Here is a 25,368-nt window from a genome sequence, read left to right on the forward strand (position 1 = left end):
CAGAAGGAGAGTTGTCATGACCAGCAAAGGAACCCCCTCAGTGAGCCCCACCGACAAGCCCTTGAAGAAAGAACGCAGCGCCTTGTTGCTTCGCGCACTGGAGCCTCGCATGTTGTTGGATGCGGCTGGTGCGATCACCGCGAGCAAGGCGGCCTCCGATGTGGCCACCGATCACCACGACCAGACACCGCCGCCTGCGGTAGCACCCACCACAGATCTAATGCGAGCACTGGGTATGCAGCAGGCAGAACGCAGCGCCCCTTCGGATCAGCGCACCGAGTCAGCGCACGACGGTGGAGTTACAACACCTCATGATATCTACTTCATTGATGCCGCGGTGGAGGAGAGCAGCGAACTAGTCAAGGACCTTCCTCCCGGTGCCGAGGTTCATATCCTTGATGCTCACCGTGATGGCGTCGAGCAGATCGCTGAGGTAGTGGGAAATCGCAAGGGCATAGACGCCATCCATATTCTCGGCCATGGCCATGAAGGTTCGTTGCAGTTGGGCAACGGGATACTCGATAGCGCCAGTGTCGAAGCCCAATACCGTGATGAGCTGGCAATCATCAAGAGCGCCTTGTCTGATTCCGCGGACCTTCTGATCTATGGCTGTGACTTTGCCGGCAATGAGGTCGGTCGACAGTTGGCGGACCAGTTGGCATTCATCACCGGTGCCGACGTTGCGGCGTCCACCGACTATACCGGTACGGCCAGCAAGGGCGGTGACTGGGATCTGGAATATCAGCGTGGTGATATCAATGCTGCCGTGGTGTTGTCAGATGACTGGAATCATCTGATGGCCCCGCCTTCCATTGATCTGGATACCGGGCGTGATGGAAGTGGTTCCACCATTATCTATGACAAGGGCTCGGTTATCATCGGGAAGGATATCTCGATAGAAGATCCGGATAATGCCGGGATCAAGTCAATGACGGTCACGCTCGAAAATGCTGGAGAGGGAGATTTCCTGTATCTATCCAAGCAACAGGATCACATCATTTATACTTATGATCCTGAAAATGGAACCCTGGTGTTGTCCGGTTCGACCAATGCGGCAGAATATCAAGCAGCGCTCGCTGACGTGCGATTTTCCACGACAAGGGGGGACCTGGCATCACGCACCATTACAGTAAAGGCTGTTTCCAATAGTGGAGGTGCTGAGACAAACGCGGCTGTTTCCACTATCAACCTTGTTGATACTGATGGCGATGGGGTTTTAAATAATGTAGATATTGATAACGATAATGATGGGATTGTTAATGGCAACGAAAAATTAGTTACTGAAGATACAGTGGATTTTTCTGCAAGTAGCGGGCAATCTCATACGTTCATCACTTCTGGAGGTAGTGAAGGAGTTGTTTTTGATGTCTTTACGCTGGACAACTCTTTTAATCTTACCATCAATGGGAAAGCAATATCAGGAGAGGATCTTCAGTTTTATACCGGTGGAGGCGGGAACCAGGTGCGCTTCCAGGATGGTAGTGCCTATGGTGCTATATGGATGATGAGGGGGAGCGCAGATCGTCCTTTGGTGCGTATAACTGTTGATGTGGATGGCAATGTCAAACTTTTTGGCTCGCGAACAAGTCGTGGGCCTCTTGAGGAGCTTGTGGTCTACAATGGAAATAAAATTTCCGATGATAATGTCTATAAGTTTGAAAAAGTAGAGTGGAGCAGTACTGGTGAAGATGTTGTTGTTGTTTCTCAGGAAGTGATTGGGGCTACATATGTTACGGGGCGCTCCTATGGGTATAAAGTCGTCGATATTGATGAGGATGAAGATGGGGTTGGCGATTCACTTGATATTGATGTAGATAATGATGGTATCACCGATAATGTCGAGGCTCAGGCAACCAGCGACTATATCGCACCGTCCGGTGTCGATAAAGATGGTGACGGGCTGGACGATGCTTACGATACCAATATCGGGGACACCAGTGCGGTAGCCAGTGTCGGCCTGATTCCAGTCGATACGGACAGCGATGGCCTTGGTGACTATCAGGACGGTGATAGTGATAATGATGGCTGGCTGGATATTGCCGAGCGTGGCGATGGGCAACCTGATTCGATCACTGATACTACCGATAGCGATGGCGATGGTCTGCTGGATATCTTTGAAGGAAAAGATATCAATGATGGCTATGATGCCAATGATGATAACGTGGTAAATGGTAAATTCAATCTGGCCGACAGTGATGATGATACCGTTGATGATGGGTCTGATGCTGTGGCGATGAATTTTGATTTTGATTATCGAGATTCACGGTTCAATATCGATACAGATGGCGATCGCGTGCTGGATGATGTTGATATTGATGATGATAATGACGGAATCATAGATGCTGTTGAAGACTCGTCAACCAAGGACGAGATATTCAATATAACTGATGGCCTTAGCCCTGGAAAGCATTCAGGGGATGCTTTTGTTGAAGATGGGTTTACTGTGGGTGTGGCTGACACTGAAACACTCGATATTATATCAAGTGATATTAATGTGATAGATCACAAGGGGGATTCTGACAAGAAGCTTGTTTATGAATATGGGAATGCTGTGAGTATTACCCTGGAGAACGAGTCTGGTGGGTACTCCAGTGACTATGTTTCAATTATGGCTGATCCTGCCGTCGATGGAAGTATTATCACTATCGTGGCAAGAGATATTAATGGAAAAGAGATATTCCGTCGGCAATTTCCTGACGGAAAAACATACACTATAGACTCTTCCATGACCCTTGGAGGGGCAGGAATTCATCAGATATTTATCTGGGGGTCAAAAGGCACCACTGCGGTTGATCAGATTGGCTTTAATGCAGCTCGATTTACGCAATCTGATAGTGATAATGATGGTATAGAAGACCGTCTGGATATTGACTCTGATAATGATGGCATCACCGATAATGTCGAGGCTCAGACAAGCAACGACTATATCGCACCCTCTGGTATCGATGAGGATGGCGATGGCCTGGATGACGCCTATGATGCGGCCATTGGTGACACCAGCGCAGCCGCCAGCCGGGGGCTGACTCCCGTGGATACCGATAGCGATGGTGCCGCGGATTATCTGGATGAGGACAGTGATGACGACGGACTGCTGGACGTCGCAGAACGTGGCGATGGGCAACCTGATTCGATCACTGATACTACCGATAGCGATGGCGATGGTCTGCTGGACATCTTTGAAGGTAGCGATGCCAGGGACGGCTATGATGCCAATGACGAGAATATCCAGGATGGCAGCTTCAACCTGGCCGACAGCGATCAGGACATGCTGCATGGCGAGGGCAAAGCCGAGCCCTCCGGTATCGATTACGACTATCGTGATGATGCGCGTATTGCTCCACCGACGCCGGTCGATGACACCATCTCGGTAACGGAAGACACGCCGTTGATCGTAGGCCCTGCAGGTGGCATTGCTGCCAATGATGCCAATGTCACCAACGGTAAGGTGGTGGGGGCCACCATCGATACTGATGGTGATGGCAAGCCTGACATGGCATTTCCCATCGACAAGGCGACCGACATCAAGGACGCCGACGGCAAGCTGGTGGGCACCATGACGCTGGGGGCTGATGGTTCCTACAGTTTTGTTCCGGCCGCCAACTACTACGGTGCCGTGCCGGTCATCAGCTACGTGATCAAGGGACCGGGAGGATACGGAACGGCCAACATCTACATTACTGTCAAGCCGGTGAACGACACCCCCATTGCGGAGGATGATCACAATACCACGGCTGAGGACACTCCCCTTGTGGTGGAGGCCAATGAAGGAGTGTTGGCCAATGACGCTGATATCGAAGGCGACTCGCTCAGCGTGGTGGACTTCTCCATCGAGGGCATCGACGGCACTTTCGAGGCCGGAGAGACTGTCAGTATCGCGGGTATCGGCATCCTGACACTGAGTGCGGACGGTTCCTATATGTTTGTGCCGGCACGCAACTACCATGGCGATGTGCCGGCCATCAGTTACCGCGTGAGTGACGGTGATGCCACGGCAACAGCGACGCTGGCGCTCACGGTGACCTCCGTCGAGGATGTTGTGACCATTGATGATCTTGATGACGGCAGTGATGCAGGAAGTGATGGTGAAGTCGATGAGGCTGGGTTGCCGAGCGGCACCATGGCGAATACTGCCGGAGAGCAGTACTCCGGCAATTTCACCATCAGCAATGCCGAAGGCCTGGAGCAGTTGACCATTGCCGGAGTCACCATCAGCTTCGTCGAACTTGTGGCGAGTGCGGATTCCCCTCTGACCATCGGTGGTGATTACGGCACCCTGACCATTACCGGCCTGGATCTGGCGACTGGTGTGGTCACTTATAGCTATGTTCTTGAACACCGAGCGGACCACATGGCAGGTCCGGTAGCCGACAGCTTCACGATGAGCCTGACCGATGGTGATGGTGATGTCATCACCCATGCCGGTAGTCTGGCGATTACCATCCTCGATGATCAACCCACCGCAGGTAATGATCAGCAGGGAATGACCGAAGACGCTTCGCCCCGAGGGGTCAGTGGTAGTGTGCTGGACAATGATGAAGCGGGTGCCGATACCACCGAACAGCCCATTACCGGGGTGGCGGGAGGGACAGAAACACCGGATGCCACAGGTACCGGCCAGCCGGTGGATGGCCAATATGGCACCCTGACACTCAATGCCGATGGCAGCTACGTGTATGTGCTTGACGAGGCCAACGCCGCCGTCGATGCGTTACAGAAGGGTGAGATCCTGACGGAAGTCTTTACCTACCAGTATACCGACGCTGATGGAAGTACTGCGACAGCGACACTGACGGTGACCATCCACGGTGCCAACGATGCCCCTGAAGCACAGGCTGAATCATTGACCGTTGCCGAGGATAACTCAGGTACCGGGCAGGTCACGGCCAATGATGTCGAGGGGGATGATCTCAGCTACCGCATCACTACCCCCCCGGCTCATGGAACCGTGGTGATCGAGGCGGATGGCAGCTATGCCTACACGCCGGACACTAATTACAACGGCAAGGACAGCTTCGAGGTCACGGTATCCGATGGCCATGGTGGTACCACTGTCGTCAAGGTGCCGGTGACAGTAACGCCAGTGAATGATGCGCCGACCGCAGCCAACGACACGGCTTCGGCAGTGGAAGACCAGACTCTTGAGGTGCCAGCGTCCGAGGGGGTACTCAGCAACGACCATGATCTGGATGGCGATACGCTGGTAGTCAGCGGCTTCACCATCGAAGGCATGAGTGAGACCTTCAGGGCCGGTGATACGGCAGTGATTGATGGGGTGGGGGCTCTGACACTGAATGCGGACGGCTCCTACACCTTTGAACCCGCATCGAACTACAACGGACCAGTGCCCGACGTACGCTACACCATCAACGATGGGCATGGCGGTGAAGCCTCCGCCAGATTGTTGGTGGAGGTCAGTGCCCAGGACGACAGCGTTGTTATCGATGGCCTGGATGATGGTAGTGCCGGTGGCACCGATGGCAGTGTCAAGGAAGCCGGATTAGCTGACGGGTCGGACGCGGATTCCGGCAGCGAGCAACTGGATGGCTCCTTCAATGTCGGCCCCGCCGACAGCCTGCGCAGCATGACCGTTGGTGGGACGACGCTGACCATCGCTCAGTTGCTGGAGAGTGCCGAATCGCCTATCGAGATTGCCGGACGTCATGGCATTCTGACCATCACCGGCTACGACGCATCCAGTGGCACGTTAAGCTATCAGTATGAGCTGACCTCCACCGTCAACCACGCCAGGGGAGATGTCAGCGAAGTCTTTGCCATCGGTGTCACCGACGTGGATGGCGATACCACGGCGAAGGCTGGCCGTCTTGCTTTCGAGATCATTGATGATACCCCGCGCCCCGTGGACGATGCAGACTCGGTCAGTGAGGGCGACGAAAGAGCGATAAATGGCTCGGTCAGCGATAATGATGTGGCAGGTGCGGATGGCGCAGAGGCTGCTGTAACAGGCGTAGGGACCGATGAGGCGGCGACAACGGCTGGTAACGTAGGAGAGGCGATCACTGGCGCCTATGGCACTTTGACGCTGAATGCCGATGGCAGCTACCGCTATGTGCTCGACAACAGTAACCTCGAGGTCAACGCGCTGCAGAAGGGGGAGGCGCTGACCGATACCTTTACCTATCAGACCACCGATGCCGACGGTGACGCGGTCGTCGCCACGCTCAGGATCACCATTGACGGCGTCAATGATGCCCCCGAAGCGACAACGGAGACCGTGACCGTCCCCGAGGATGGAGCGGCAACGGGGCAGGTGAGCGGCACCGATGTCGAGGGTGATGACCTTGCCTACCGTCTGGATGATGGCCCGAAGCATGGCTCCGTGGTGGTCAACGAGGATGGCTCCTTCCGCTATACGCCTGACCAGAATTTCACCGGCGAGGACAGCTTCACGGTGGTGGTGGATGACGGTCATGGCGGCACGACAACGGTTACCGTGCCGATCACGGTAACGCCGGTCAACGATGCGCCGAGCACGGCCGACGATCACAAGACCGCGACGGAAGATACGCCCCTGGTGGTCGATGCCGATAGCGGCGTGCTGGCCAACGATAGTGATATCGATGGCGACGCCATGAGCGTGACCGGCTTCACCATCGATGGACATACCTACAGTGCCGGCGATGCCGCTGTTATCGATGGTGTTGGCACCCTGACCCTCAATGCCGATGGCTCTTATCGGTTCGTTCCCGCCGAGAACTATAACGGCCCGGTACCGGTCATCACCTACACCGTCAGTGATGGGCATGGTGGTGAGGCTACCGCCCGCTTGACGCTGGATGTCGCCAGTGTGAATGACAACATCGTCGTGGACGGACTGGATGATGGAGTTGAGGACGGCTCGGATGGTTCCGTTCAGGAGTCTGCGCTGGCCGATGGTAGTGGTGGTGGCACCACGCGCCATGCCGGTAGTTTTACCGTGGGCCCCGCGGAAAGTCTCGATAGTGTGACCATCAGCGGCACCGAAATCAGCCTTGCCGAACTGCTGGCCAGTGGCGAGACGCCGGTGGTGATCGAGGGTGCCCATGGCACCTTGACGATCAATGGCTATGACGCCGCGACAGGCAAGGTCAGTTATGTCTACACCCTGACATCACATGCCGATCACTCCAGTGAGCAGCAGCCGGTCAAGGACAGCTTCGTGATCGGTGTGACCGATGCCGATGGTGATGTGACCAGCAATGCCGGTACCCTGGCGATGTCGATTGTCGATGATGCTCCCGTTGCCGAGGCCGACAGCGATAGCGTCATCAATATCCCTGATCAGCCCAGCAGTACTGCCGATGGTAACGTGATCACCGGCAAGGGCGGCCAGGACCCCGGCACAAGCGATGGCAGTCCGGATACCGTTGGAGCGGATGGGGTGGTGGTCAGCGGCGTGGTATCAGGCGAAGGCGATGGAGTCACGCCGGTGGCGGCCGATGTCGGCAAGCAGATTACCGGCAAATACGGCACGCTGACGCTCAATGACGATGGCAGCTACCTCTACGAACCGGACCTGGATAACGAGGCGGTAAAGAGCCTGACGGGAGGCTCCTCGGTTACCGATATCTTCACCTACCAGATTACCGATGCGGACGGCGACACCTCGGTGGCCACCCTGAAGATCGATGTGTCCAGTACACCGACGCTGATGGATACCACCGGTGGGGTGGTACGCGAGTCAGATCTTGCCGAGGGCAGCAACCCGGATGGCAATGCCGATGTGTACAACGGCGACTTCAAGGTCGTGCTGTCCGAGGAGTTCCCGTTGGCCACGCTGACGGTGGGCGACCAGACCTTCAGCCTGCAGGACCTGTTGAGTTTCAGTGAGGATTCATCATCCGCGAAGATCATCACCGAACATGGTTATATCGTGATCACTGGCTATCAGCAGGGCGACAACGCCACTGATACCGTCAGTTATCGTTTTGTGCTTGAGACACCTGCTTCCCACGGGGGTGGTCCCGTGGTCGATAGCGTCGACATGAGCCTGACGGATGAGGCCGGTAACGATACCAGCGCACATGCGAAGTCCCTGCGTGTGGCGATTCGTGATGATATTGGCCGAGCAGTGGATGATACCGGTGGCATCACTGAGAACAGTACGGGGCCTATCGAAGGCTCGGTGATCAGCAATGATGTGAAGGGCGCTGATGGGACGAACTCACCGGTCACTGGCGTGGGAAGCGATGAGCACAGCGCCACGGCGGCCAATGTGGGGAGCGCAGTAGATGGTGACTATGGAAGGTTGACGCTCAACGCCGACGGCACCTACCGCTACGTGCTTGACAACAGCAACTCGACAGTCAACGCGCTTCAAGAAGGCGAGACGCTGACCGAGACCTTCACCTACCAGATCACCGACGCCGATGGCGATGTCTCCATCGCGACCCTGACCTTGACCATCAGTGGCGCCAATGATGATCCGACAGCTTCCAGCGAGCCGGTCAATACCCGCGAGGATGCGCCTGTCGATGGCCGTATCGTCAGCGAGGACGTCGATGGAGATGAACTCAGCTACGAACTGGATGAGGGTAAGGGGCCGACACATGGCACTGTGGTGGTCAACGAGGATGGCACCTTCCGCTATACGCCTGATCCCGACTTTACTGGCGAAGACAGCTTTACGGTGGTGGTGGACGATGGTCATGGTGGCAAGACACTGGTTGAAGTGCCGGTCACCATCGAGGCCGTCAACGATGCGCCGGTCTCCGCGGATGATGCCGACAGTCTGGCCGAGGACACCACGCTTGTCGTCAATGCGGATGAAGGCGTGCTTGCCAATGACAGCGATGTCGATGATGACAGCCTGGTCGTCAGTGGCTTCACCATCGATGGCATGAGCGAGTCCTTCGACGCCGGAGACACGGCAGTCATCGATGGTGTAGGTGAGCTGACATTGAATGAGGACGGCTCCTGGACATTCACACCAGCGAGCAACTATCACGGCCCGGTGCCGGTAGTGACCTACACCATCAGCGACGGCAATGGTGGTACCGACAGCGGCAGTCTGACGCTCGAGGTCACAGGCGTCGATGATGTGGTGGAGATCGATGGCCTGAACGATGGAGATGTCGCAGGGACCGATGGACAGGCCGATGAAGGAGCGCTGGATGGTGGCTCGCATGCCTCGGACAACACCGAGACATGGCCCGGGGGCTTCAATATCGGGCCGTCCGATAGCGTGGCCAGCCTGGTGATCGGTGGCCGTGAGCTATCGATTGACGAGTTGAAGGCCAGCGACAGCACGGCGATCATCATCAAGGGCCGCTTCGGCACCTTGACCATCAATGGCTATGATTTGGCCACTGGCGCTGTCAGCTATGAATACACACTGACTCGGCATGCCGATCATGGTGCAGGAGATGTCGGCGAAAGCTTCCGCATCGGCGTCACCGATACGGATGGTGAGACCAGGCACAATGCCGGTACGCTGGTGATCACCATCCTTGATGATGCCCCCCTGGCTGACAATGACAGCGGAGACGTACAGGAAGACGGCGACAACCCGGTATCCGGCAATGTGCTGACCAACGATACCGGCAGCGCAGATGGCATCGACATCAGCGGAGTGGCCCGTGGTGGAGAAACGCCGGATGCTGCCGGCATCGGCGACGTGGTGAAGGGTGAGTACGGGGAGCTCGTCCTCAATGCCAATGGCAGCTACAGCTACAGTCTGGACAACAGTAACGCGAAGGTGAACGCACTCCAGAAGGGCGCGACGCTGACCGAGACCTTTACCTATCAGGTCACCGACGCTGATGGCAGCACCTCTACCGCCACCCTGACCCTGGTCATCCACGGAGCCAATGATGCCCCCACAGCGAGTGCCGAGGCGGTAACGACTCAGGAGGATGTGCCCGTCTCCGGCGCCATCACCACTCATGATGTGGAGGGGGACGAACTGAGCTTCAGTGTGGTGGATGAGCCGTCCAGTGGCACCCTTGTGCTCAATGATGACGGCACCTTCACCTACACGCCGGACAGCAATACCAAGGGCGCAGACTCCTTCCGTGTCAAGGTCGATGATGGCCATGGCGGCACCACCATCGTGACGGTTCCGGTCAAGGTGATGCCGGTGAACGATGCCCCGGTGGCCAGGGATGACGCTACGACCACGCGCGAGGACACTCCGATCACGGTCGACGCTGAGTCGGGACTGCTGGCCAACGACCGCGACATCGAGGGGGATGAGCTGGTGGTCCGCGATTTCTCCATCGAGGGGATCGATGGCACCTTCTCTGCGGGCGACTCTGCCTCAATCCCGGGCGTTGGTGAACTGACCGTGAACACCGACGGCTCCTGGCAGTTCGTGCCGGCAGACAACTATCACGGCGAGGTGCCGGCGATCAGCTACACGGTGGCTGATCCATCAGGCGACACCGATACCGGAGTGTTGAAGCTGTCAGTCACTGCGGTGGACGACGTGATCACCATCGATGGTCTGAACGATGGCTCCGCCGGAACTGATGGTTTGGTCAATGAAGCGGGACTGAGTGACGGCAGCCGACCGGGAGAGGCCGCGACCCGCCATGATGGCACTTTTGTGGTCGGACCCGACAACAGCCTGGCCATTCTGACCATTGACGGCACCGATATCAGCATTGATGAACTGCACAATAGCGGTTCGACACCGATCAGGATTGCCGGTGAACATGGCACGCTAGTGATCAATGGCTATGACGCGCAGTCCGGTACCGTAAGCTATCGTTTCACCCTCGAGCGAGCTGCGGACCATTCCGCCCGTGGTGTGAAGGATGTGTTTACGGTGGGATTCACCGACACGGACGGAGAAGTGACCCACAATGCCGCTAGCCTGGCGATCGCGATCATCGACGATGCACCGGACACGGTTGCTGATGACGACGGGATCAATGAGGGGCAGACGTCGATTTCTGGTGATGTATCGACCAATGACCGTCCGGGTGCTGATGGTGCAGAAGCCGCAGTGACAGGTGTAGTCGCCGGGAATGAGGGCAAGCCGGCGGGCAACATTGGTCGTCCGATCAATGGCCGGCATGGTCAGTTGATCATGGACGCTGATGGCAGCTATCAGTATGTGCTCAACAATGACGATCCGGCTGTCGACGCCCTGCAGGAAGGCGAGAGTATCACTGACGTATTCTGCTACAAGACCACCGATGCGGACGGTGATGTCAGGCTCGCTACACTGACGGTGACCATCCATGGTGACAACGATGACCCCACCGCCTCAACTCAGGACATCACCACCAGTGAGGATGCACCGGTAGAGGGGCAGATCACTGCCGAGGATGTGGATGGTGACGAGCTGACCTTCGAGGTCATCGACGGCCCATCCAAGGGCACTGTGGTGATCAACGATGATGGGACCTTCACCTATACACCGACGCAGGACAGCAACGGCAATGACAGCTTCACAGTGCTGGTCGATGACGGCCATGGTGGCACCACCACGGTGACGGTTCCGGTCTCGGTGTTGCCGGTCAACGATGCGCCGGTGACATCAGCGGATACGGCCAGCCTGGCCGAGGATACGGCACTTGTCGTCGAGGCGGATGAGGGAGTACTGGCCAATGACACGGATGTCGATGATGACCCACTGAGTGTGACCGGCTTCGAGGTTGCCGGTATTGATGGGACCTTCACTGCCGGAGAGACGGTGGTCATCGATGGCGTGGGTGAGTTGACGCTGAATGCAGATGGCTCCTATGCGTTCGTGCCTGTGCCCGACCATCACGGCGAGGTGCCGACGATCACCTACACGGTCACCGATGGTGCGGGAGCCACCTCGACCGGGACACTGGACCTGAACGTGACGGCGGTTGATGACAGGGTCGTCATCGACGGTCTCGATGACGGTCATGATGTGGATGGCGGCGGCGCCAGTGACGGTAGCGTCGAGGAAGCCTCATTGCCGGAGGGCAGCCACCCCGGCCATGACGGGCGCTCGTCCAGCGGCGACATGACCATCCACAACCTCGATGCTCTGACCTCGATCCAGATCGGTGATACGACCATCAGTCGTGACGAACTGATCGCTGCGGGTGATCGCCCGATTGTCATTGAAGGGCGTTTTGGCACTTTGACCCTCAATGGCTTCGATACGCAGACCGGCAAGCTCTGCTATGTCTACGAACTGTCCCGCTCGGCAGACCATACCCAGGGAGCGGTGCGGGATGTCTTCGCACTGGAGGTGACCGATGTTGACGGTGATGTGGATCGACACGCCGGTCACCTGGCCATCGCCGTCCTGGATGATGCTCCCGAGGCCATGGCTGACGCGGGAAGTGTCAACGAGGATGCCGCCGGCGCGATCCAGGGCAATGTGATCGACAATGATACCGCTGGTGTCGATGGTGCCGACATTCAGGTCACCGGCATCACCGGCAGTGGTGGCGAGGCGGAGGCAGGGTTGCCCGTCGAGGGGCGCTTCGGGCAATTGGTGATGAATGCCGATGGCAGCTATCGCTATGTTCTCGACAATGACCATCCGCAGGTTGATGCACTGCAGGTGGGCGAGAGTCTGACCGAGGTCTTTACCTACCAGGTGATGGATGCCGACGGCAGCCTGTCGGAAGCCACGCTGACGCTGACGATTCACGGCGCCAATGATGCCCCGGAAGCGACGGTGATACCGGCGGAGGGCCAGCAGGATACACCCATCGAGGGCAACATCCCGGTAACGGATGTAGAGGGAGATGATGTCTCCTTCACCATCGTCACCCCGCCGCAGAACGGCAGTCTGGTCATCAATGACGACGGCAGTTTCATCTATGTCCCCGAGCCCGGCACCAGTGGCAGCGACAGCTTCACGGTGGTGGTCGACGATGGGCATGGCGGCACCACCACCGTCACCATTCCGGTGATCGTGGAAGATATCAACGACGCGCCTGAGGCACATGCCGACCCTGTCGAGGGCAAGGAAGATAGGCCCGTCGATGGCAAGGTGGTTGCTGAGGATCTCGACGGGGACAGCCTGGACTTCCGTGTGCCGGAGCAACCGGCCAACGGTAGCGTCATCATCCATAAGGACGGCAGCTATACCTATATACCGGACAGTGGCTTCACTGGCGAGGACAGCTTTGTGGTCATCGTCAGTGATGGCCGTGGCGGTCAGGCCGAAGTCGTCGTGCATATCACCATCGAGCCTGGCGCCGGTCACTACGTTCCGCCCATTGCACCGGCCTCGCCGGACGTAGTGCCTTCCGGGCCGACGGCAGCGGAATCCTCGACGCCATCACGCCCGGTGATCAGTGATTCGGTGAACGAACTGTCTGACCTGGGAGGACTTCGTGACATCACGGCTGATCGCGCTGTCGAACAGGCTGTTGATGCTGCCTCTGATCTGGGAGGGCTGCCGGAACTGGGGGCCAATGGTGTTGTCCTGGCGACGGTCAATGCCATTGATCCGCTCCGGGATCATGCCGGAGCGAAGGACCTCTGGAACGACCGCATGGCTGGTCGTATGGTCGAGCCGGGCGGCGCCCAGCCGGCAATGCATGCATCGAACATTGCCGGTGATGGCCGTGTGGCGGTGGACCTGGCTATCGAGGCCAGCCAGGCCAGACTCTCGGTAGGCGATCTGGTGGCTGATGCTCAGGGTGCGGTGACCCATATGGATATCCGAATGGCCAATGGCGCTGCGCTGCCTGGCTGGATCAATACCGGCACGCGAGGTGATGTGATCATCGACCGTGTACCGGGGGCCGAGCAGATCTCGCTGAGGGTCAGCCTGGACCGAGAGGGCGGCGACACTCGCAGCTACCGCGTTACCCTCGACCTGAACACTGGCGAGATCAAGGTGAACGCCTTGAATGCTTATCCTCGCCAGGCGAGTGCTGCTATGTCATTTGCCGACCAACTGGCGCAGGCCAGTAGCTGGAATGGTGATCTGGCAGAGGGGCTGGCTCGCAACGACGAGCTAAAGCAGGGCTGATGTAGTACACCGGCAGCGGCCATTCGTGCCGCTGCCGACTTCTTGTTCTCTTCCCCCCATGATTCCCTTCCCTCCACGAACGAGAGCCTTTCTCTCGCTCGCTCAACATCCCGCTAGCCGCGGCGCCATGTTCCCTGCTACGGCTGGAAATATGGCTTCATCGCGCGATCATTACGGCACAAATTGGTTGATGTATTTATATTTTCTCCTGGGAAGTGAATCGTGGTTATTATTTAATGATTAAAAAACAATAAGATAGATTAAAATAGGAGAATTGGTTTGAATTTTTCGACCAAGGTTGCATTTCTGATTGGTCGACCAATACATATCTTTTAATGGTCAACCAATTATCGAGAGGTGCTCCATGGAGGCTTCGTCAGTGGGTGTCGAGCAGAACGACATCGAGCAGTTGAGACAGCATGCCTATCGCATCCGGCGCAACGCCTTGCTGATGGGCGAGGTTCAGGGGCAAGGCTATGTCGGTCAGGCGCTGGGCGTCTCCGATGTCCTGGCGGTGGCGTACTTTCGTCACCTGAACTTCAAGCCCAGCGATCCCGAGTGGGAAGGGCGCGATCGCTTCCTGCTGTCGATCGGTCATTACGCCATTGCGCTTTACGCTGCGCTGGTCGAGGCCGGTATTGTCGATGAGCAGGAAATCGACAACTACGGCAGTGATGACAGCATCCTGCCGATGTCGGGCATGGCAGCCTATACCCCGGGTATGGAAATCACCGGTGGCTCTCTGGGGCATGGTCTGGGGATTGGTGTCGGCATGGCGCTGGGACTCAAGCGCAAGCAGAGCGCTTCACGCATCTACAACCTGCTTTCCGACGGCGAACTCAATGAAGGCGCTACCTGGGAAGCGGCAGCCTCCGCGGCTCACTGGAAGCTGGACAACCTGGTCGCCATCGTCGATGTCAATGACCAGCAGGCCGATGACAAGTCGTCCACCGTGCTCAACTACGAACCCATCGCCGACAAGTGGCAGGCCTTCGGCTGGGAAACCTGGCGGGTCGACGGCAATAACCTCGAGGCTCTGGTCGAGGCATTCGATGCTGCGGTCAACAGCACTTCCGATAAACCGCGAGTCGTGATCTGCAACACCCTGATGGGTTGCGGTGTGCCATTCCTCGAGGAGCGCGACAAGACCCACTTCATCCGTGTTGACGAGAATGAGTGGAGCCTGGCGCTTCAGCAGCTGGATGAGGTCTACGGTGTCACTGGTCAGGAGCAGAAGGCATGAGCGTGAAGAAGAAACTCAAGACGTCGGCAATGATCGCCTCGATTGCGGCAGAAGGTCAGCCGACCACAGCGGCGCCCTTCGGTCATGCATTGGTTGAGGCCGCCCAGGGAAACGAGCGTATCGTCGGTATGACGGCGGATCTCGGCAAATACACCGATCTGCACGTCTTCGCTCAGCAGTTCCCCGATCGTTACTACCAGATGGGCATGGCCGAGCAACTGCTGATGAGTGCTGGTGCAGGTATGGCACGGGAAGGTTTCGTTCCCTTCGTGACCACTTACAGCGTCTTCGCCTCGCGTCGTGCCTATGACTTCATCTGCATGGCTATCGCCGAGGAAAGGCTCAACGTCAAGATCGTCAGTGCGCTACCTGGCCTGACCACCGGCTATGGTCCCAGCCACCAGGCAACCGAGGATATCGCCATCTTCCGCGGCATGCCCAACCTGACCATCATCGATCCCTGTGATGCCCTCGATATCGAGCAGGCAACACCCGCCATAGCCGACTTCGATGGCCCGGTCTATATGCGTCTGTTGCGTGGCAAGGTGCCCAGGGTGCTGGATCGCTTCGATGATTATCAGTTCGAGATCGGCAAGGCGAAGCGCCTGATGTCTGGTGGTGATGCCCTGATCATCGCTTCCGGGTTGATGACCATGCGCGCCATCGAGGCGGCGGATGAGTTGGCGAAGCAGGGTGTCAAGGTCAGTGTGCTGCACTGCCCGACCATCAAGCCACTGGACAATGCCACCATCATTGAAGAAGTGCGCCGCCATGCCGGTAAGCCCGTCTTTGTCGCCGAGAACCATACCGTGGTTGGCGGCCTTGGTGAGGCGGTGGCCGGTGTGCTGATTCGCGAGCAGGTTATGGCGAATTTCCACCAGATCGGCTTGCCCGATGAGTTTCTCGATGCGGGGGCGCTGCCGACCCTGCACGACCGTTATGGAATCTCCACCAGGGAAGTGGTGCGCAAGGTCGAGGGCGTCCTCGCCGCCTGAGGGGAGGGGCGTGTTCGACCGTAATACGTACCTGGCTTGAGTACGCACCTGGCCTGAGTACGTACTTGATATGAGTACAAGGCAATCACACACAACAACTGAAGAGAACCTTGCGTCATGAAAACGATAATTACTGGTTCCATCATCGCTGGCTCACTACTGGTGAGTTCCTCCGCGCTGGCCGTTCAGACGCTTCAGCTGGCGCACAATGCCGCGGAAGGCAATCCCAAGTGGGATGCTTCTGAACTGTTTGCTGAACTGGTCGAGGAAAAGACAGATGGCGAGATCGTCGTTGATGTGGGCGGTAACGCCCAGTATGGCGACGATGTTGAAGCCCTGACCCAGATGCGTCTCGGTAGTCTGGCCTTCAGTGCCAACTCCCAGGGTACTACCTCGGGGGTGATTCCCCAGTTCTCGATCCTTGGCCTGCCATTCCTGTTTGACTCGCTGCCAACGGCGTGGCGAGTCATGGATGGAGAAGTTGGCGATGAGCTGAAGCAATTGTCCGAAGAACAGGGGCTGGTATTGCTGGCGTTGTGGGATAACGGCATTCGCAACGTCAGCAACAACGTGCGTCCCATCGAGACCCCTGAGGACCTTGAAGGCATCAAGATTCGGACACCACCGGATCCGGTCACCGTGGATATCTTCGAGGCACTGGGCGCCAACCCTACACCAATGAACTTCTCCGAACTGTACATAGCGCTGCAACAGGGCGTGGTGGACGGCCAGGAGAACCCGCTGATGAATATCTACTCCTCGAAGCTGCATGAGGTGCAGGACTACATCTCGCTGACCGGCCACAAGTACGAGTCCACGCCATTGTTGATGAGCAAGGTGGTCTGGGACTCGCTGTCGCCGGAAGACCAGCAGGCGGTCCAGGAAGCCGCCGTCGAGGCAGGCGAGTTCAACCGTCAGGCGTCGCTGGAAGCCGATGAGAACCTGCGTTCGGCCATGGAAGAAGAGGGTGTCGAGTTCAATGACGTCGACAAGACACCTTTCATCGAAGCGACGCAGTCGGTCTATGACGACTGGCGCAAGCAATACCCCGAGCTGGTCGAGATGGTCGTCGAGGCAGCCCAGAGTGATGCTCCGTAAACGGGAGGATGCTGGTATGAAGCTCTCCGAGGAGAGCCTCGGCAGTGAGGCAGGGCAACCTGCCTCACTGCTGCAGGGCTCGAAAAATGCAATCTATCAGTTGTTCAAATGGGTGGCGATCATCTCGATCGTGACCATGTTCGCCTCCCTGATGAGCGGTGTTGTTGTTCGTTATGTGCTGTCCACCAGCCTGGGCTGGGTATCAGAGGTGCCCAACCTGTTCTTTCCGTGGCTGACGATGAGCGCCATCGTCGCCGCCGCCGCGAGGAATGAGCATATTGGCGTTGAGGTGGTGGTCGGCTCCCTGCCATCGACTCTGCGTCGAATCATTGCCCTTGCGGTGAATGGCCTGGCGGTTGTCGCCTTCTCGGTCATGGCCTGGTATGGCCTTGATGTCATTGCCATTGCCGGCAACCAGACACTACCCATCACCGGTATCGCAATGTCCTGGGCGTACTGGTCGGTGGTGGTCGGTTTTGCCGCCGTAGCGCTGGTGTCGTTGATCAATATTGCCCAGTTGCTCAAGGGCGAGTCGGTGCACCCGCCGGAGCTGGTCACCAGGGAGGAAGTGTCATGACCGTACATATGGTGTTGGGCTTCATCGTCTTCATGCTGCTGGCCATGCCGGTTGGGTATTCGTTGGTGATCAGCGGTTGGGCGGCGTTGTCGGTGTTCGGTCCCATGCCTTCGAGCATGGCGGTGATGAAGATCTTCCAGCCCACCCAGAGCTTCCCGTTGTTGGCGATTCCGTTCTTCATCCTGTCGGGCGGCTTGATGATGTCGGGCAAGCTGGGTCAGAAGCTGGTCGGTCTGGCGTCGATGCTGGTCGGCAAGTACCACGGTGGCCTGGGGCAAGTGAGCGTCGTGGGCTCCACTGTCTTCGGTGGGGTTTCCGGGTCCTCTGTGGCAGAAGCCTCAGCACTGGGCTCGATGCTGATCCCCTGGCAGAAACGCGAGGGCTATCCGGGGGCATTCGGTGCCGCGGTCACCTCGTCTTCCTCGGTCATTGCGGGGCTGATGCCGCCGTCGATCCCGTTGATCCTGTTTGCTACCGTTTCCAACACATCGATTGCAGCACTCTTCATCGCGGCGGTTATTCCGGCGCTGCTGCTGGCATTCGGCATGATGGCGGCCTGTTACTTCACCGGCAAACGGCGCGGCTTTCCGCGGCTTGACTTCAAGTACACCCGACGTGAGGTTCGTGACACCTTCCTCAGCGCCTTGCCTGCCTTGCTGATGCCGGTATTCATTCTGGTGTTGCTGCGCGCCGGTATCGCCACACCCACCGAGGTCAGCATCATTGCCGTGGCCTATGCCCTGCTGGTCAGTGGGCTGGTCTACCGTGATCTGAATGGCCAGCGGGTGATGGCGGCGCTGGTCAACACCGTGATCACCACCGGTGTGGTCATGCTGATCATCGCGGCGGCCAACATCATCGGTTACATCCTGACGTCCGGCGGTGTTCCCCAGGCCGTCGCGCAATGGGCCGTCGAGTATCTAAAGGACCCCCTGCTGATCATTCTGGCAATCAACCTCTTGTTGCTGGTCATCGGCATGCTCCTCGATCTGCCGGCTGCGATCCTGCTGCTGGGGCCGACTCTGGTGACGATTGCCAATGCCATCGGTCTGGATCTGGTCCAGCTCGGCATCATGATGTGCGTCAACCTGAGCATCGGGCTGTTTACTCCACCCATCGGGACCACGTTGTTTGTCTCTGCGGCGATTGCCAGGGAGAACATCGGCAGTGTGGTCAAGGAGCTGGTGCCGTTCTATCTGGTGGCGCTGGCAGTCCTGCTGCTGGTGTCCTACGTCCCGATGCTGATCATCTATTGATGGGGCAGGTCTTGAGGGGCATGTCTTGAGCAGCCGCACTTGAGGAGAAGAGCCTGTGAACAAGAAAGTGAGGAGAGCATCATGAACAACATCGTATTCGCCGGGCTGGGCTCGATGGGGATACCGATGGCCACCAATCTGCGTGCCGCAGGTATGCAGGTCCATGGTCTCGACGTCGATCGAGCCCGGGCAGAGCAGTTCAACGGTCTGGCGGAGCGGCAGATATCTGAGGGCGAAGCTCTTGCGGGTGCCGATGGCCTGGTGATCATGGTGGTCAATGCCGCTCAGGTACGCGATCTGTTGTTCAAACAAGAGATGGTCAGTCAACTTCCGGCAGGTGCCTGCATCGTACAGATGTCCACCGTCGCGCCGGGGGACTCTGCTGCCATCAGCGCCGAGGTCAAGGCGTTCCGTGACGACCTGCACTATGTCGATGCCCCGGTGTCCGGTGGCGTGGCGGGTGCGCGTGACGGAAGCCTGACGATCATGGTGGCGGCTGGCGATGATGCCTTCACGGCATGTCGGCCGATATTCGAGGCCATGGGTCGAGCCATCTATCGCGCGGGCACCGACGCGGGGCAGGGCTCGACCATGAAGGCAGTCAACCAATTGCTGTGTGGCGTGCATATCGCCGTGGCGGCTGAAGCCATGGCGATGGCAGAGAAGAATGGGTTGGATCTGGCGGTGATGCTGGAAATGCTCAGCGGGTCCGCAGCATCGAGCTGGATGATCAAGGACCGTGGGCCGCGCATGATACTCCCGCCGGACGAAGTCACCAGTGCCGTGGATATCTTCTGCAAGGATCTGGGCATCGTCTGTGAGTCGGCTGCTCAGTCGCGTACCTATACTCCTCTGGCCCACGCGGCTCATCAGTTGTTCGTCGCCTCCTCGGAGCGTGGAGAAGGGCAGCTCGATGACAGCCAGGTCATTCGCACCTATCGGCTGCTCAATGGTAGTCCTTCTCAGGAGGAGCAGTGATGTCGTTGGTATCGGTCAGCACTGCCGCCTATGACGGCTATGGTTTCGATGCCATCTTCGCGTCGCTGGCGCACTGTGGTGTGACGAATGTCGAGGTAGCCTTCATCGAAGGCTACGTGGAGGCCTTCACCGATAAGGACCTGAGCCGAGCCTATGCCCGTGAGCTGGGCGCGGAGATGCAGCGTCTCGGCCAGCAATGCCGTTATTTCTCGGGACATATCGATCTCGGTCTGGCGGATGCACCACAACGACTCGAGGCCCGCTGCCGTTTTGCCGCAGAGCTGGGGGCCAGCAATGTCATCACCAATGCGGCCAGTATGGCTTCCAGTAGTCAGTTCTTCGCCCATACCGGAGAGCTGGCGGCCATCGCCAGGCATCATGGTGTGCGCATCCTGCTGGAGAATCCCGGCAATCGTCAGGCCAATCTGCTCGATTGCGCGGCAGATATCCCCCTGCTACTGGAACAACTCGATGGCAAGGCCTTCGGCATCAACTTCGATGCCGGCAATCTGATGTCCCACTGTCCTGAACTCGATCCTCTGACAGATGGTCTCGAAGCACTGCCTCGTGCGGATCACTTCCACATCAAGCCTTGCAAGGCCGTGACCGATGGCTATGACTTCGTGCCATTAGGGGTAGGGGACATCGATGATGGAAGCCTGATTCGTCAGCTGAAGCGGCAAGGGATGCCATTCTCGCTGGAATTACCCTTTCGCCTGCATCGCGACCTGACGGCACAGCCCTGGCGAGATGAACAGCCGCTGGCACTGGAAGATATCGAAGAAAAACTCAAGCAATCACTCGCCTGGATGGACGAAGTCATTTTTCAACCTGGAGATTGAAAATGTCACTACAAAGTACGCTTTTGAAAAACCCGCTTTTGAAAGACAAGGTCTGTATCGTCACTGGCGCGGCAGGTATCAATGGAATCGGCCTGAGAACGGCGCGGTTGTTCTACGAGCAGGGCGCTACTATCGTCATTTCGGATGTCAATGCCCAGGCCTGTGAAGAGGTTCGCTCCATGTTCGATGCGGACCGATCGATGGTTGAGGTCAGTAATGTCACCGATCGCGATGATTGTATTGAATTGGCGAAAAAGGTAGTGGAGCGTTTCGGGCGTATTGATGTGCTGGTCAATAATGCCGGGATTACACAGCCGGTCAAATTTGATGAAATAATGCCTGAGGATTACGACCGAATCATGGACGTCAATCTTCGGGGTATGCTGTACATGTCCCAGGCCGTATCACCGCAGATGAAGCAGCAGAAAAGCGGTTCCATCATCAATACGTCATCGGTCTCTGCCCAGCGTGGAGGAGGTATCTTTGGCGGGCCTCACTATAGTGCTGCCAAGGCAGGTATGCTGGGGTTGGGCAAGGCCATGGCTCGTGAGTTGGGCGGCTACGGCATTCGGGTCAATGCTGTGACGCCAGGGCTGATTGCCACGGATATCACCGGTGGTAAACTCACTGATGAAATGAGAGAGAAGATTCTGGAAGGTATTCCGCTGGCCAGACTGGGCAAGCCGGAGGATGTCGCCAAGGCATTTCTGTTCCTGGCCAGTGACCTTTCCGACTATATAACAGGCGCTACATTAGACGTGAATGGCGGTATGCACATTCACTGACTGGTGCTATCCTGCCCCTGTGCACGTCAGGCAGGGGCAGCAATGGATATTCATATGAGTGCAATCGATCCGGGTCTCCTGGATAGACTCAAGGAATTCGTCTCTGTGTCGGAGCTTTCGAAGGATGGGCGCCTCAAGCTTCCTCCTGAGCGTGCTCTTTGCGAGCATTTCGATATGCATCGCACTTCGGTACGTAATGTGCTTTCCGTACTGCACAGTCTCGGGTTCATCGAGCGTAAACAGGGCAGTGGAACTTTCCTGAAAATGCCCGAGCCGGTTTTTATTCAGTTGTACTTCGAGCTGGCATTGAAGCTGAACTATATCTCTGTTGATCACCTCGAAACTGCCCGCGAAATGTTCGAGCGGGAAATCGTTCAGGCGGCAGCAATCAACCATTACGATCATGAACTGGACAGGCTCGAAGAGCTTTGTGGGCTTATCGTTAATTCCACTGATGTGAACGAAGGGATTCAGGCGGATTACGATTTTCATGAGCAACTGGCGATCATGGCAAGAAATCCTGCCATTCTGGTGATCTTTCAGGGCCTGTCTTCGGTATTGAAGACAGTACTCCACCAGCGCCGAGTTCTAGCGCGGCAGTCGAAGGTTGCGCAGGAAAAGACCAACGAAACCCATATCGCCATCGTTTCTGCGGTCAGGACGCGTGACCGTGAATTGGCGCGCCAGGCCATGGACGAACACTTTGAAACCTGGAATCGCCAGACCATGCGCGTCTATCGTAGTGACGAGCCTGGTCTGGCTTGAAGGTCAGGCCTTCATCTCGACCTCAATGAAGGCGAAACTTTCGCTACCGGCATTGATGACATTGTGTTCCACGCCAACAGGGCGGCGATAGGAAACACCTGGCGTCAGCGTGGCTTGCTGCTCCCCATCCGGTGTCTCGAGAAGCATGGTGCCCGGCGTCAGCGGGATCACTACATAGTCATGACCATGGCGGTGCCAACCGGTTTCTGCGCCGGGGGGGAAGTCCCAGCGCGTTACGATGCAGCGCTCATCGTCGATCTGAACAGTAGGGGTTGCAGAGGGGCGAGGTGCAGTCATGGGAGTTCCTTGTCGCTATTATTGTTTCCGAAACGATTAAACCACAACTGCGACAAGGAAGACTCCCGATGCTCGAATTCCTGCTGCTGTCGATGGTCATCGGTGCCGGTGGCACCGCGGCTCTGGATCTCTGGAACCTGCTGCTCCACCGAATCTTCGGCATGCCACTACCACCCTGGCACCTGGTGGGGCGCTGGTTTGCTGGATTGCCGAGCGGACAGCTGGTTCACAGCAAGGGCATAGGCGAGTCACCAGTGGTGGCCAATGAGCTGGCCATCGGCTGGGTCATGCATTATCTGGTCGGCATGCTGTTCGCTGCCATCCTGCTGGCGCTCTGGGGGATGGATTGGGCCGTGGCACCTACCTTCCTGCCACCGCTGATCGTCGGCCTGGTCACCGTGGGCGCCGGCTGGTTCATTCTCCAACCGGGCATGGGGGTTGGCGTAGCCTGTTCAGGAGCACCCCATCCCAGCGTCGCCCGACTCAACAATGTCGCCGGACATGTGGTGTTCGCCATCGGCATGTATCTTGCGGCGCTGGTGATAGGCTGACGTCATTCCCTGTCCAGCGAACGTGGTGGGGCGCCCCGATAGTCCCACAACCAGCCCTTGGGCATGGGGCCCTTGTTGCGCCCGCCCTGGCATTGCTGCTCCCGGGCGTGGGCAAGGATCCCGACGGAGCGTGACAGGCAGAACAGGCCGCGAGCCAACGGTGCCGGGAACTCCAGCTCTGCGTAGATCACTGCTGTGGCGCCGTCGATGTTCAAGGGAATAGGCTTGCCCTTCCGGGCGGCCAATTGACGCTCCACTTCACGTGCCACCTGAGCGAAGCGTCCATTGATATCGCCACGCTCCGCCGCTTCGTCGACCAGTGCCAGCAGGCGTGGAGCACGCGGGTCTATTGGATGAAAACGGTGGCCGAAGCCGGGCAAGATGGGGCCTCTGGATTGCTGCCACTGGTCGATGACGGCTTGTGTGGCTGATTCCAGAGCCATGCCATCGTCCAGTCTTGCGGCGATTTCCCGGTAGAGCTCAACGGCCTGTTCGCCGGCCCCACCATGAACATCGTCGAGCACATTGATGGCCGAGGCCATGGCGTTGTTGAGGCTGCTGCCGCAGGTCACTGCCATGCGCGCGATGGCGATGCTGGGGGCCTGAGGGCCATGATCAACCGCGCTGACCAGAGCGGCTTCGAGGAGTTCCGATTGAGCGGCCGTCGGCAGTTCACCGCGGGTCATCAGCCATATCATGTCGGCGAACCCAATGCGCCCGATCAGTTCTTCGATCGGGTAGCCACGATAACGAATCTCGCCCGGCTGCATGTCGATAATTTCGGTGTGCCACCAGTCGGCGGCGTGCTGATTCAGCTTCTTGGTATCGGTCATGCTTATGTCGCTCATACTTATATCACTCATGGCTATGTCATTCATGACCTGGGCTCCTGTCCTGGCGCCGAGGTGGTATCGAAGATAGAGGTGGCACCGAAGAACCTGGCATTGTCGGCACCCAGCGTTGGTGGCGGTTGACTGACACGGGGGGGATGGCCGTCGATGCGGTAACCACCACTGATGACTCTCAATGGTCTCCCGATACCGGCATCATCGAACTGCTCAACGACGCCGCGTTCACGAACCTGTGGATGCTCGAGCGCCTGGGCGACGCTGTAGACCGGACCTGCCGGCACCCCTGCAGCCACCAGGGCATGCCACCAGTGTTCGGTGCCTTGTGTGGTCAGTGTCTTTTCAATGAGTGTCTTGAGTTCCGCGCGGTGCTCCAGGCGTGCCTGACGCTCATGAAAGCGAGGGTCCTGACTCCATTGCGGCTGGCCGAGCACCTCACATAGCGCCAGGAACTGCTCCTGCTTGTTGGCGGCGATATTGAGCAACCCATCGGCAGTGCGAAAGGTGCCGGATGGCGAAGCGGTGACATTGTCGTTGCCCAGTGGAGAGGGGGGACGACCGGCGACCAGCAGGTTGGAAACCGCCCAACCCATGGTGGCAAGCACAGAGTCCAGCATCGAGACATCGATGAATCTGGCCTTGCGTTCGGGCTCGGCGAGGGCTGCATTGATGGTCATGGCGGCGGTGAGGCCGCCGATGGAGTCGGCCAGAGGATAGCCAACGCGATAGGGGGCATTGTCGGCATCCCCTGTGATGCTCATGACACCGGACATCCCCTGGATGATCTGATCGTAGGCGGGGAAATTCGATAACGGACCATCCTGACCGAACCCCGAGATCGCGCAATAGATCAGGCGGTCGTTCAACTGGCGCAGATCATCGAAACCGAGCCCCAGTCGCTGCATCACGCCGGGGCGGAAGTTCTCCACCAGTACGTCAGCAGTGGCGACCAGTTCCCGAAAGCGCTGGCGGTCCTGTTCATCCTTCAGGTCCAGGCTGACGGAGCTTTTGCCGGCATTCTGTGCCAGGAAGGAGACGCCCATCAGGCGCTGGTTGAGTTGTGGGTCGGCGCCAAGCTGTCGAGCCAGGTCGCCGCCATCGGGACGCTCGACCTTGATGACTTCCGCGCCGAGGTGAGCCAACTGGTGGCAGCAGAATGGGCCTGCCAGTACATTGGTCAGGTCGAGTACTCGATATCCGTTGAGAGGCAAGGGCATA

General features: G+C 57.9%; 14 protein-coding genes. 11 read left to right on the forward strand and 3 right to left on the reverse strand.

Features of this window, described 5'->3' with window-relative positions:
* Nucleotides 1-16: 16 nt before the first annotated feature.
* The 10 genes from BUE38_RS22280 (at nucleotide 17) to BUE38_RS00585 (ending at nucleotide 22,454) form a co-directional block, all read left to right on the forward strand.
* A complete protein-coding gene (locus tag BUE38_RS22280; protein ID WP_073433087.1) occupies nucleotides 17-13,915 on the forward strand; it encodes an Ig-like domain-containing protein in 13,899 nt (4,632 codons plus the stop codon).
* Between the two features lie 364 nt (nucleotides 13,916-14,279).
* On the forward strand, nucleotides 14,280-15,158 hold the full coding sequence (locus BUE38_RS00545; RefSeq protein ID WP_073433088.1) for a transketolase: 879 nt from the start codon (nucleotides 14,280-14,282) through the stop codon (nucleotides 15,156-15,158).
* Nucleotides 15,155-16,153, forward strand: a complete 999-nt coding sequence (locus BUE38_RS00550; RefSeq protein WP_073433089.1) for a transketolase family protein — start codon at nucleotides 15,155-15,157, stop codon at nucleotides 16,151-16,153. Before BUE38_RS00545 ends, BUE38_RS00550 begins: the two co-directional genes overlap by 4 nt.
* A gap of 117 nt (nucleotides 16,154-16,270) precedes the next feature.
* Nucleotides 16,271-17,251, forward strand: coding sequence for a TRAP transporter substrate-binding protein (locus BUE38_RS00555; protein WP_073433090.1), 981 nt, complete (start codon nucleotides 16,271-16,273; stop codon nucleotides 17,249-17,251).
* 16 nt (nucleotides 17,252-17,267) lie between these two features.
* Nucleotides 17,268-17,828, forward strand: coding sequence for a TRAP transporter small permease (locus BUE38_RS00560; protein WP_159438826.1), 561 nt, complete (start codon nucleotides 17,268-17,270; stop codon nucleotides 17,826-17,828).
* Complete coding sequence (locus BUE38_RS00565) at nucleotides 17,825-19,084, forward strand: TRAP transporter large permease (RefSeq protein WP_073433091.1); 1,260 nt, start codon at nucleotides 17,825-17,827, stop codon at nucleotides 19,082-19,084. Before BUE38_RS00560 ends, BUE38_RS00565 begins: the two co-directional genes overlap by 4 nt.
* An 81-nt stretch (nucleotides 19,085-19,165) precedes the next feature.
* Nucleotides 19,166-20,062: an NAD(P)-dependent oxidoreductase gene (locus BUE38_RS00570; protein ID WP_073433092.1), complete on the forward strand. Its 897-nt coding sequence runs from the start codon at nucleotides 19,166-19,168 to the stop codon at nucleotides 20,060-20,062.
* Entirely contained in the window at nucleotides 20,062-20,904 is an 843-nt protein-coding gene (locus tag BUE38_RS00575; protein WP_073433093.1) for a sugar phosphate isomerase/epimerase family protein, read from the forward strand. The genes BUE38_RS00570 and BUE38_RS00575 overlap by 1 nt, the downstream gene beginning before the upstream one ends.
* A gap of 2 nt (nucleotides 20,905-20,906) precedes the next feature.
* Nucleotides 20,907-21,689, forward strand: a complete 783-nt coding sequence (locus BUE38_RS00580) for an SDR family NAD(P)-dependent oxidoreductase (protein WP_073433094.1) — start codon at nucleotides 20,907-20,909, stop codon at nucleotides 21,687-21,689.
* A 54-nt stretch (nucleotides 21,690-21,743) separates the two neighbouring features.
* Nucleotides 21,744-22,454, forward strand: a complete 711-nt coding sequence (locus BUE38_RS00585; protein ID WP_200802119.1) for a FadR/GntR family transcriptional regulator — start codon at nucleotides 21,744-21,746, stop codon at nucleotides 22,452-22,454.
* Nucleotides 22,455-22,457: 3 nt separating this feature from the next.
* On the opposite strand, the gene BUE38_RS00590 is transcribed toward BUE38_RS00585, so the two are convergent.
* Nucleotides 22,458-22,751, reverse strand: a complete 294-nt coding sequence (locus BUE38_RS00590; RefSeq protein ID WP_073433096.1) for a cupin domain-containing protein — start codon at nucleotides 22,749-22,751, stop codon at nucleotides 22,458-22,460.
* Nucleotides 22,752-22,819: 68 nt separating this feature from the next.
* Between BUE38_RS00590 and BUE38_RS00595 the strand changes: the two genes are divergently transcribed.
* A complete protein-coding gene (locus BUE38_RS00595; protein ID WP_073433097.1) occupies nucleotides 22,820-23,302 on the forward strand; it encodes a DUF2938 family protein in 483 nt (160 codons plus the stop codon).
* 2 nt (nucleotides 23,303-23,304) lie between these two features.
* On the opposite strand, the gene BUE38_RS00600 is transcribed toward BUE38_RS00595, so the two are convergent.
* A complete protein-coding gene (locus BUE38_RS00600; protein ID WP_200802120.1) occupies nucleotides 23,305-24,135 on the reverse strand; it encodes a citryl-CoA lyase in 831 nt (276 codons plus the stop codon).
* Between the two features lie 41 nt (nucleotides 24,136-24,176).
* A complete protein-coding gene (locus tag BUE38_RS00605; RefSeq protein WP_073433098.1) occupies nucleotides 24,177-25,367 on the reverse strand; it encodes a CaiB/BaiF CoA transferase family protein in 1,191 nt (396 codons plus the stop codon).
* Nucleotide 25,368: the final 1 nt, after the last annotated feature.

Origin of the sequence: Halomonas cupida (assembly GCF_900142755.1) — a bacterium.
In the GTDB taxonomy this organism is placed as follows: Bacteria; Pseudomonadota; Gammaproteobacteria; order Pseudomonadales; family Halomonadaceae; genus Halomonas; species Halomonas cupida.

Coding starts and splice junctions, on each gene's coding strand:
- BUE38_RS00565 (WP_073433091.1), top strand. CDS start 17,825: ATGACCGTACATATGGTGTTGGGCTTCATCGTCTTCATGCTGCTGGCC.
- BUE38_RS00600 (WP_200802120.1), bottom strand. CDS start 24,135: ATGACCGATACCAAGAAGCTGAATCAGCACGCCGCCGACTGGTGGCAC.
- BUE38_RS00545 (WP_073433088.1), top strand. CDS start 14,280: ATGGAGGCTTCGTCAGTGGGTGTCGAGCAGAACGACATCGAGCAGTTG.
- BUE38_RS00605 (WP_073433098.1), bottom strand. CDS start 25,367: ATGCCCTTGCCTCTCAACGGATATCGAGTACTCGACCTGACCAATGTA.
- BUE38_RS00595 (WP_073433097.1), top strand. CDS start 22,820: ATGCTCGAATTCCTGCTGCTGTCGATGGTCATCGGTGCCGGTGGCACC.
- BUE38_RS00585 (WP_200802119.1), top strand. CDS start 21,744: ATGAGTGCAATCGATCCGGGTCTCCTGGATAGACTCAAGGAATTCGTC.
- BUE38_RS00555 (WP_073433090.1), top strand. CDS start 16,271: ATGAAAACGATAATTACTGGTTCCATCATCGCTGGCTCACTACTGGTG.
- BUE38_RS22280 (WP_073433087.1), top strand. CDS start 17: ATGACCAGCAAAGGAACCCCCTCAGTGAGCCCCACCGACAAGCCCTTG.
- BUE38_RS00560 (WP_159438826.1), top strand. CDS start 17,268: ATGAAGCTCTCCGAGGAGAGCCTCGGCAGTGAGGCAGGGCAACCTGCC.
- BUE38_RS00550 (WP_073433089.1), top strand. CDS start 15,155: ATGAGCGTGAAGAAGAAACTCAAGACGTCGGCAATGATCGCCTCGATT.
- BUE38_RS00590 (WP_073433096.1), bottom strand. CDS start 22,751: ATGACTGCACCTCGCCCCTCTGCAACCCCTACTGTTCAGATCGACGAT.
- BUE38_RS00575 (WP_073433093.1), top strand. CDS start 20,062: ATGTCGTTGGTATCGGTCAGCACTGCCGCCTATGACGGCTATGGTTTC.
- BUE38_RS00570 (WP_073433092.1), top strand. CDS start 19,166: ATGAACAACATCGTATTCGCCGGGCTGGGCTCGATGGGGATACCGATG.
- BUE38_RS00580 (WP_073433094.1), top strand. CDS start 20,907: ATGTCACTACAAAGTACGCTTTTGAAAAACCCGCTTTTGAAAGACAAG.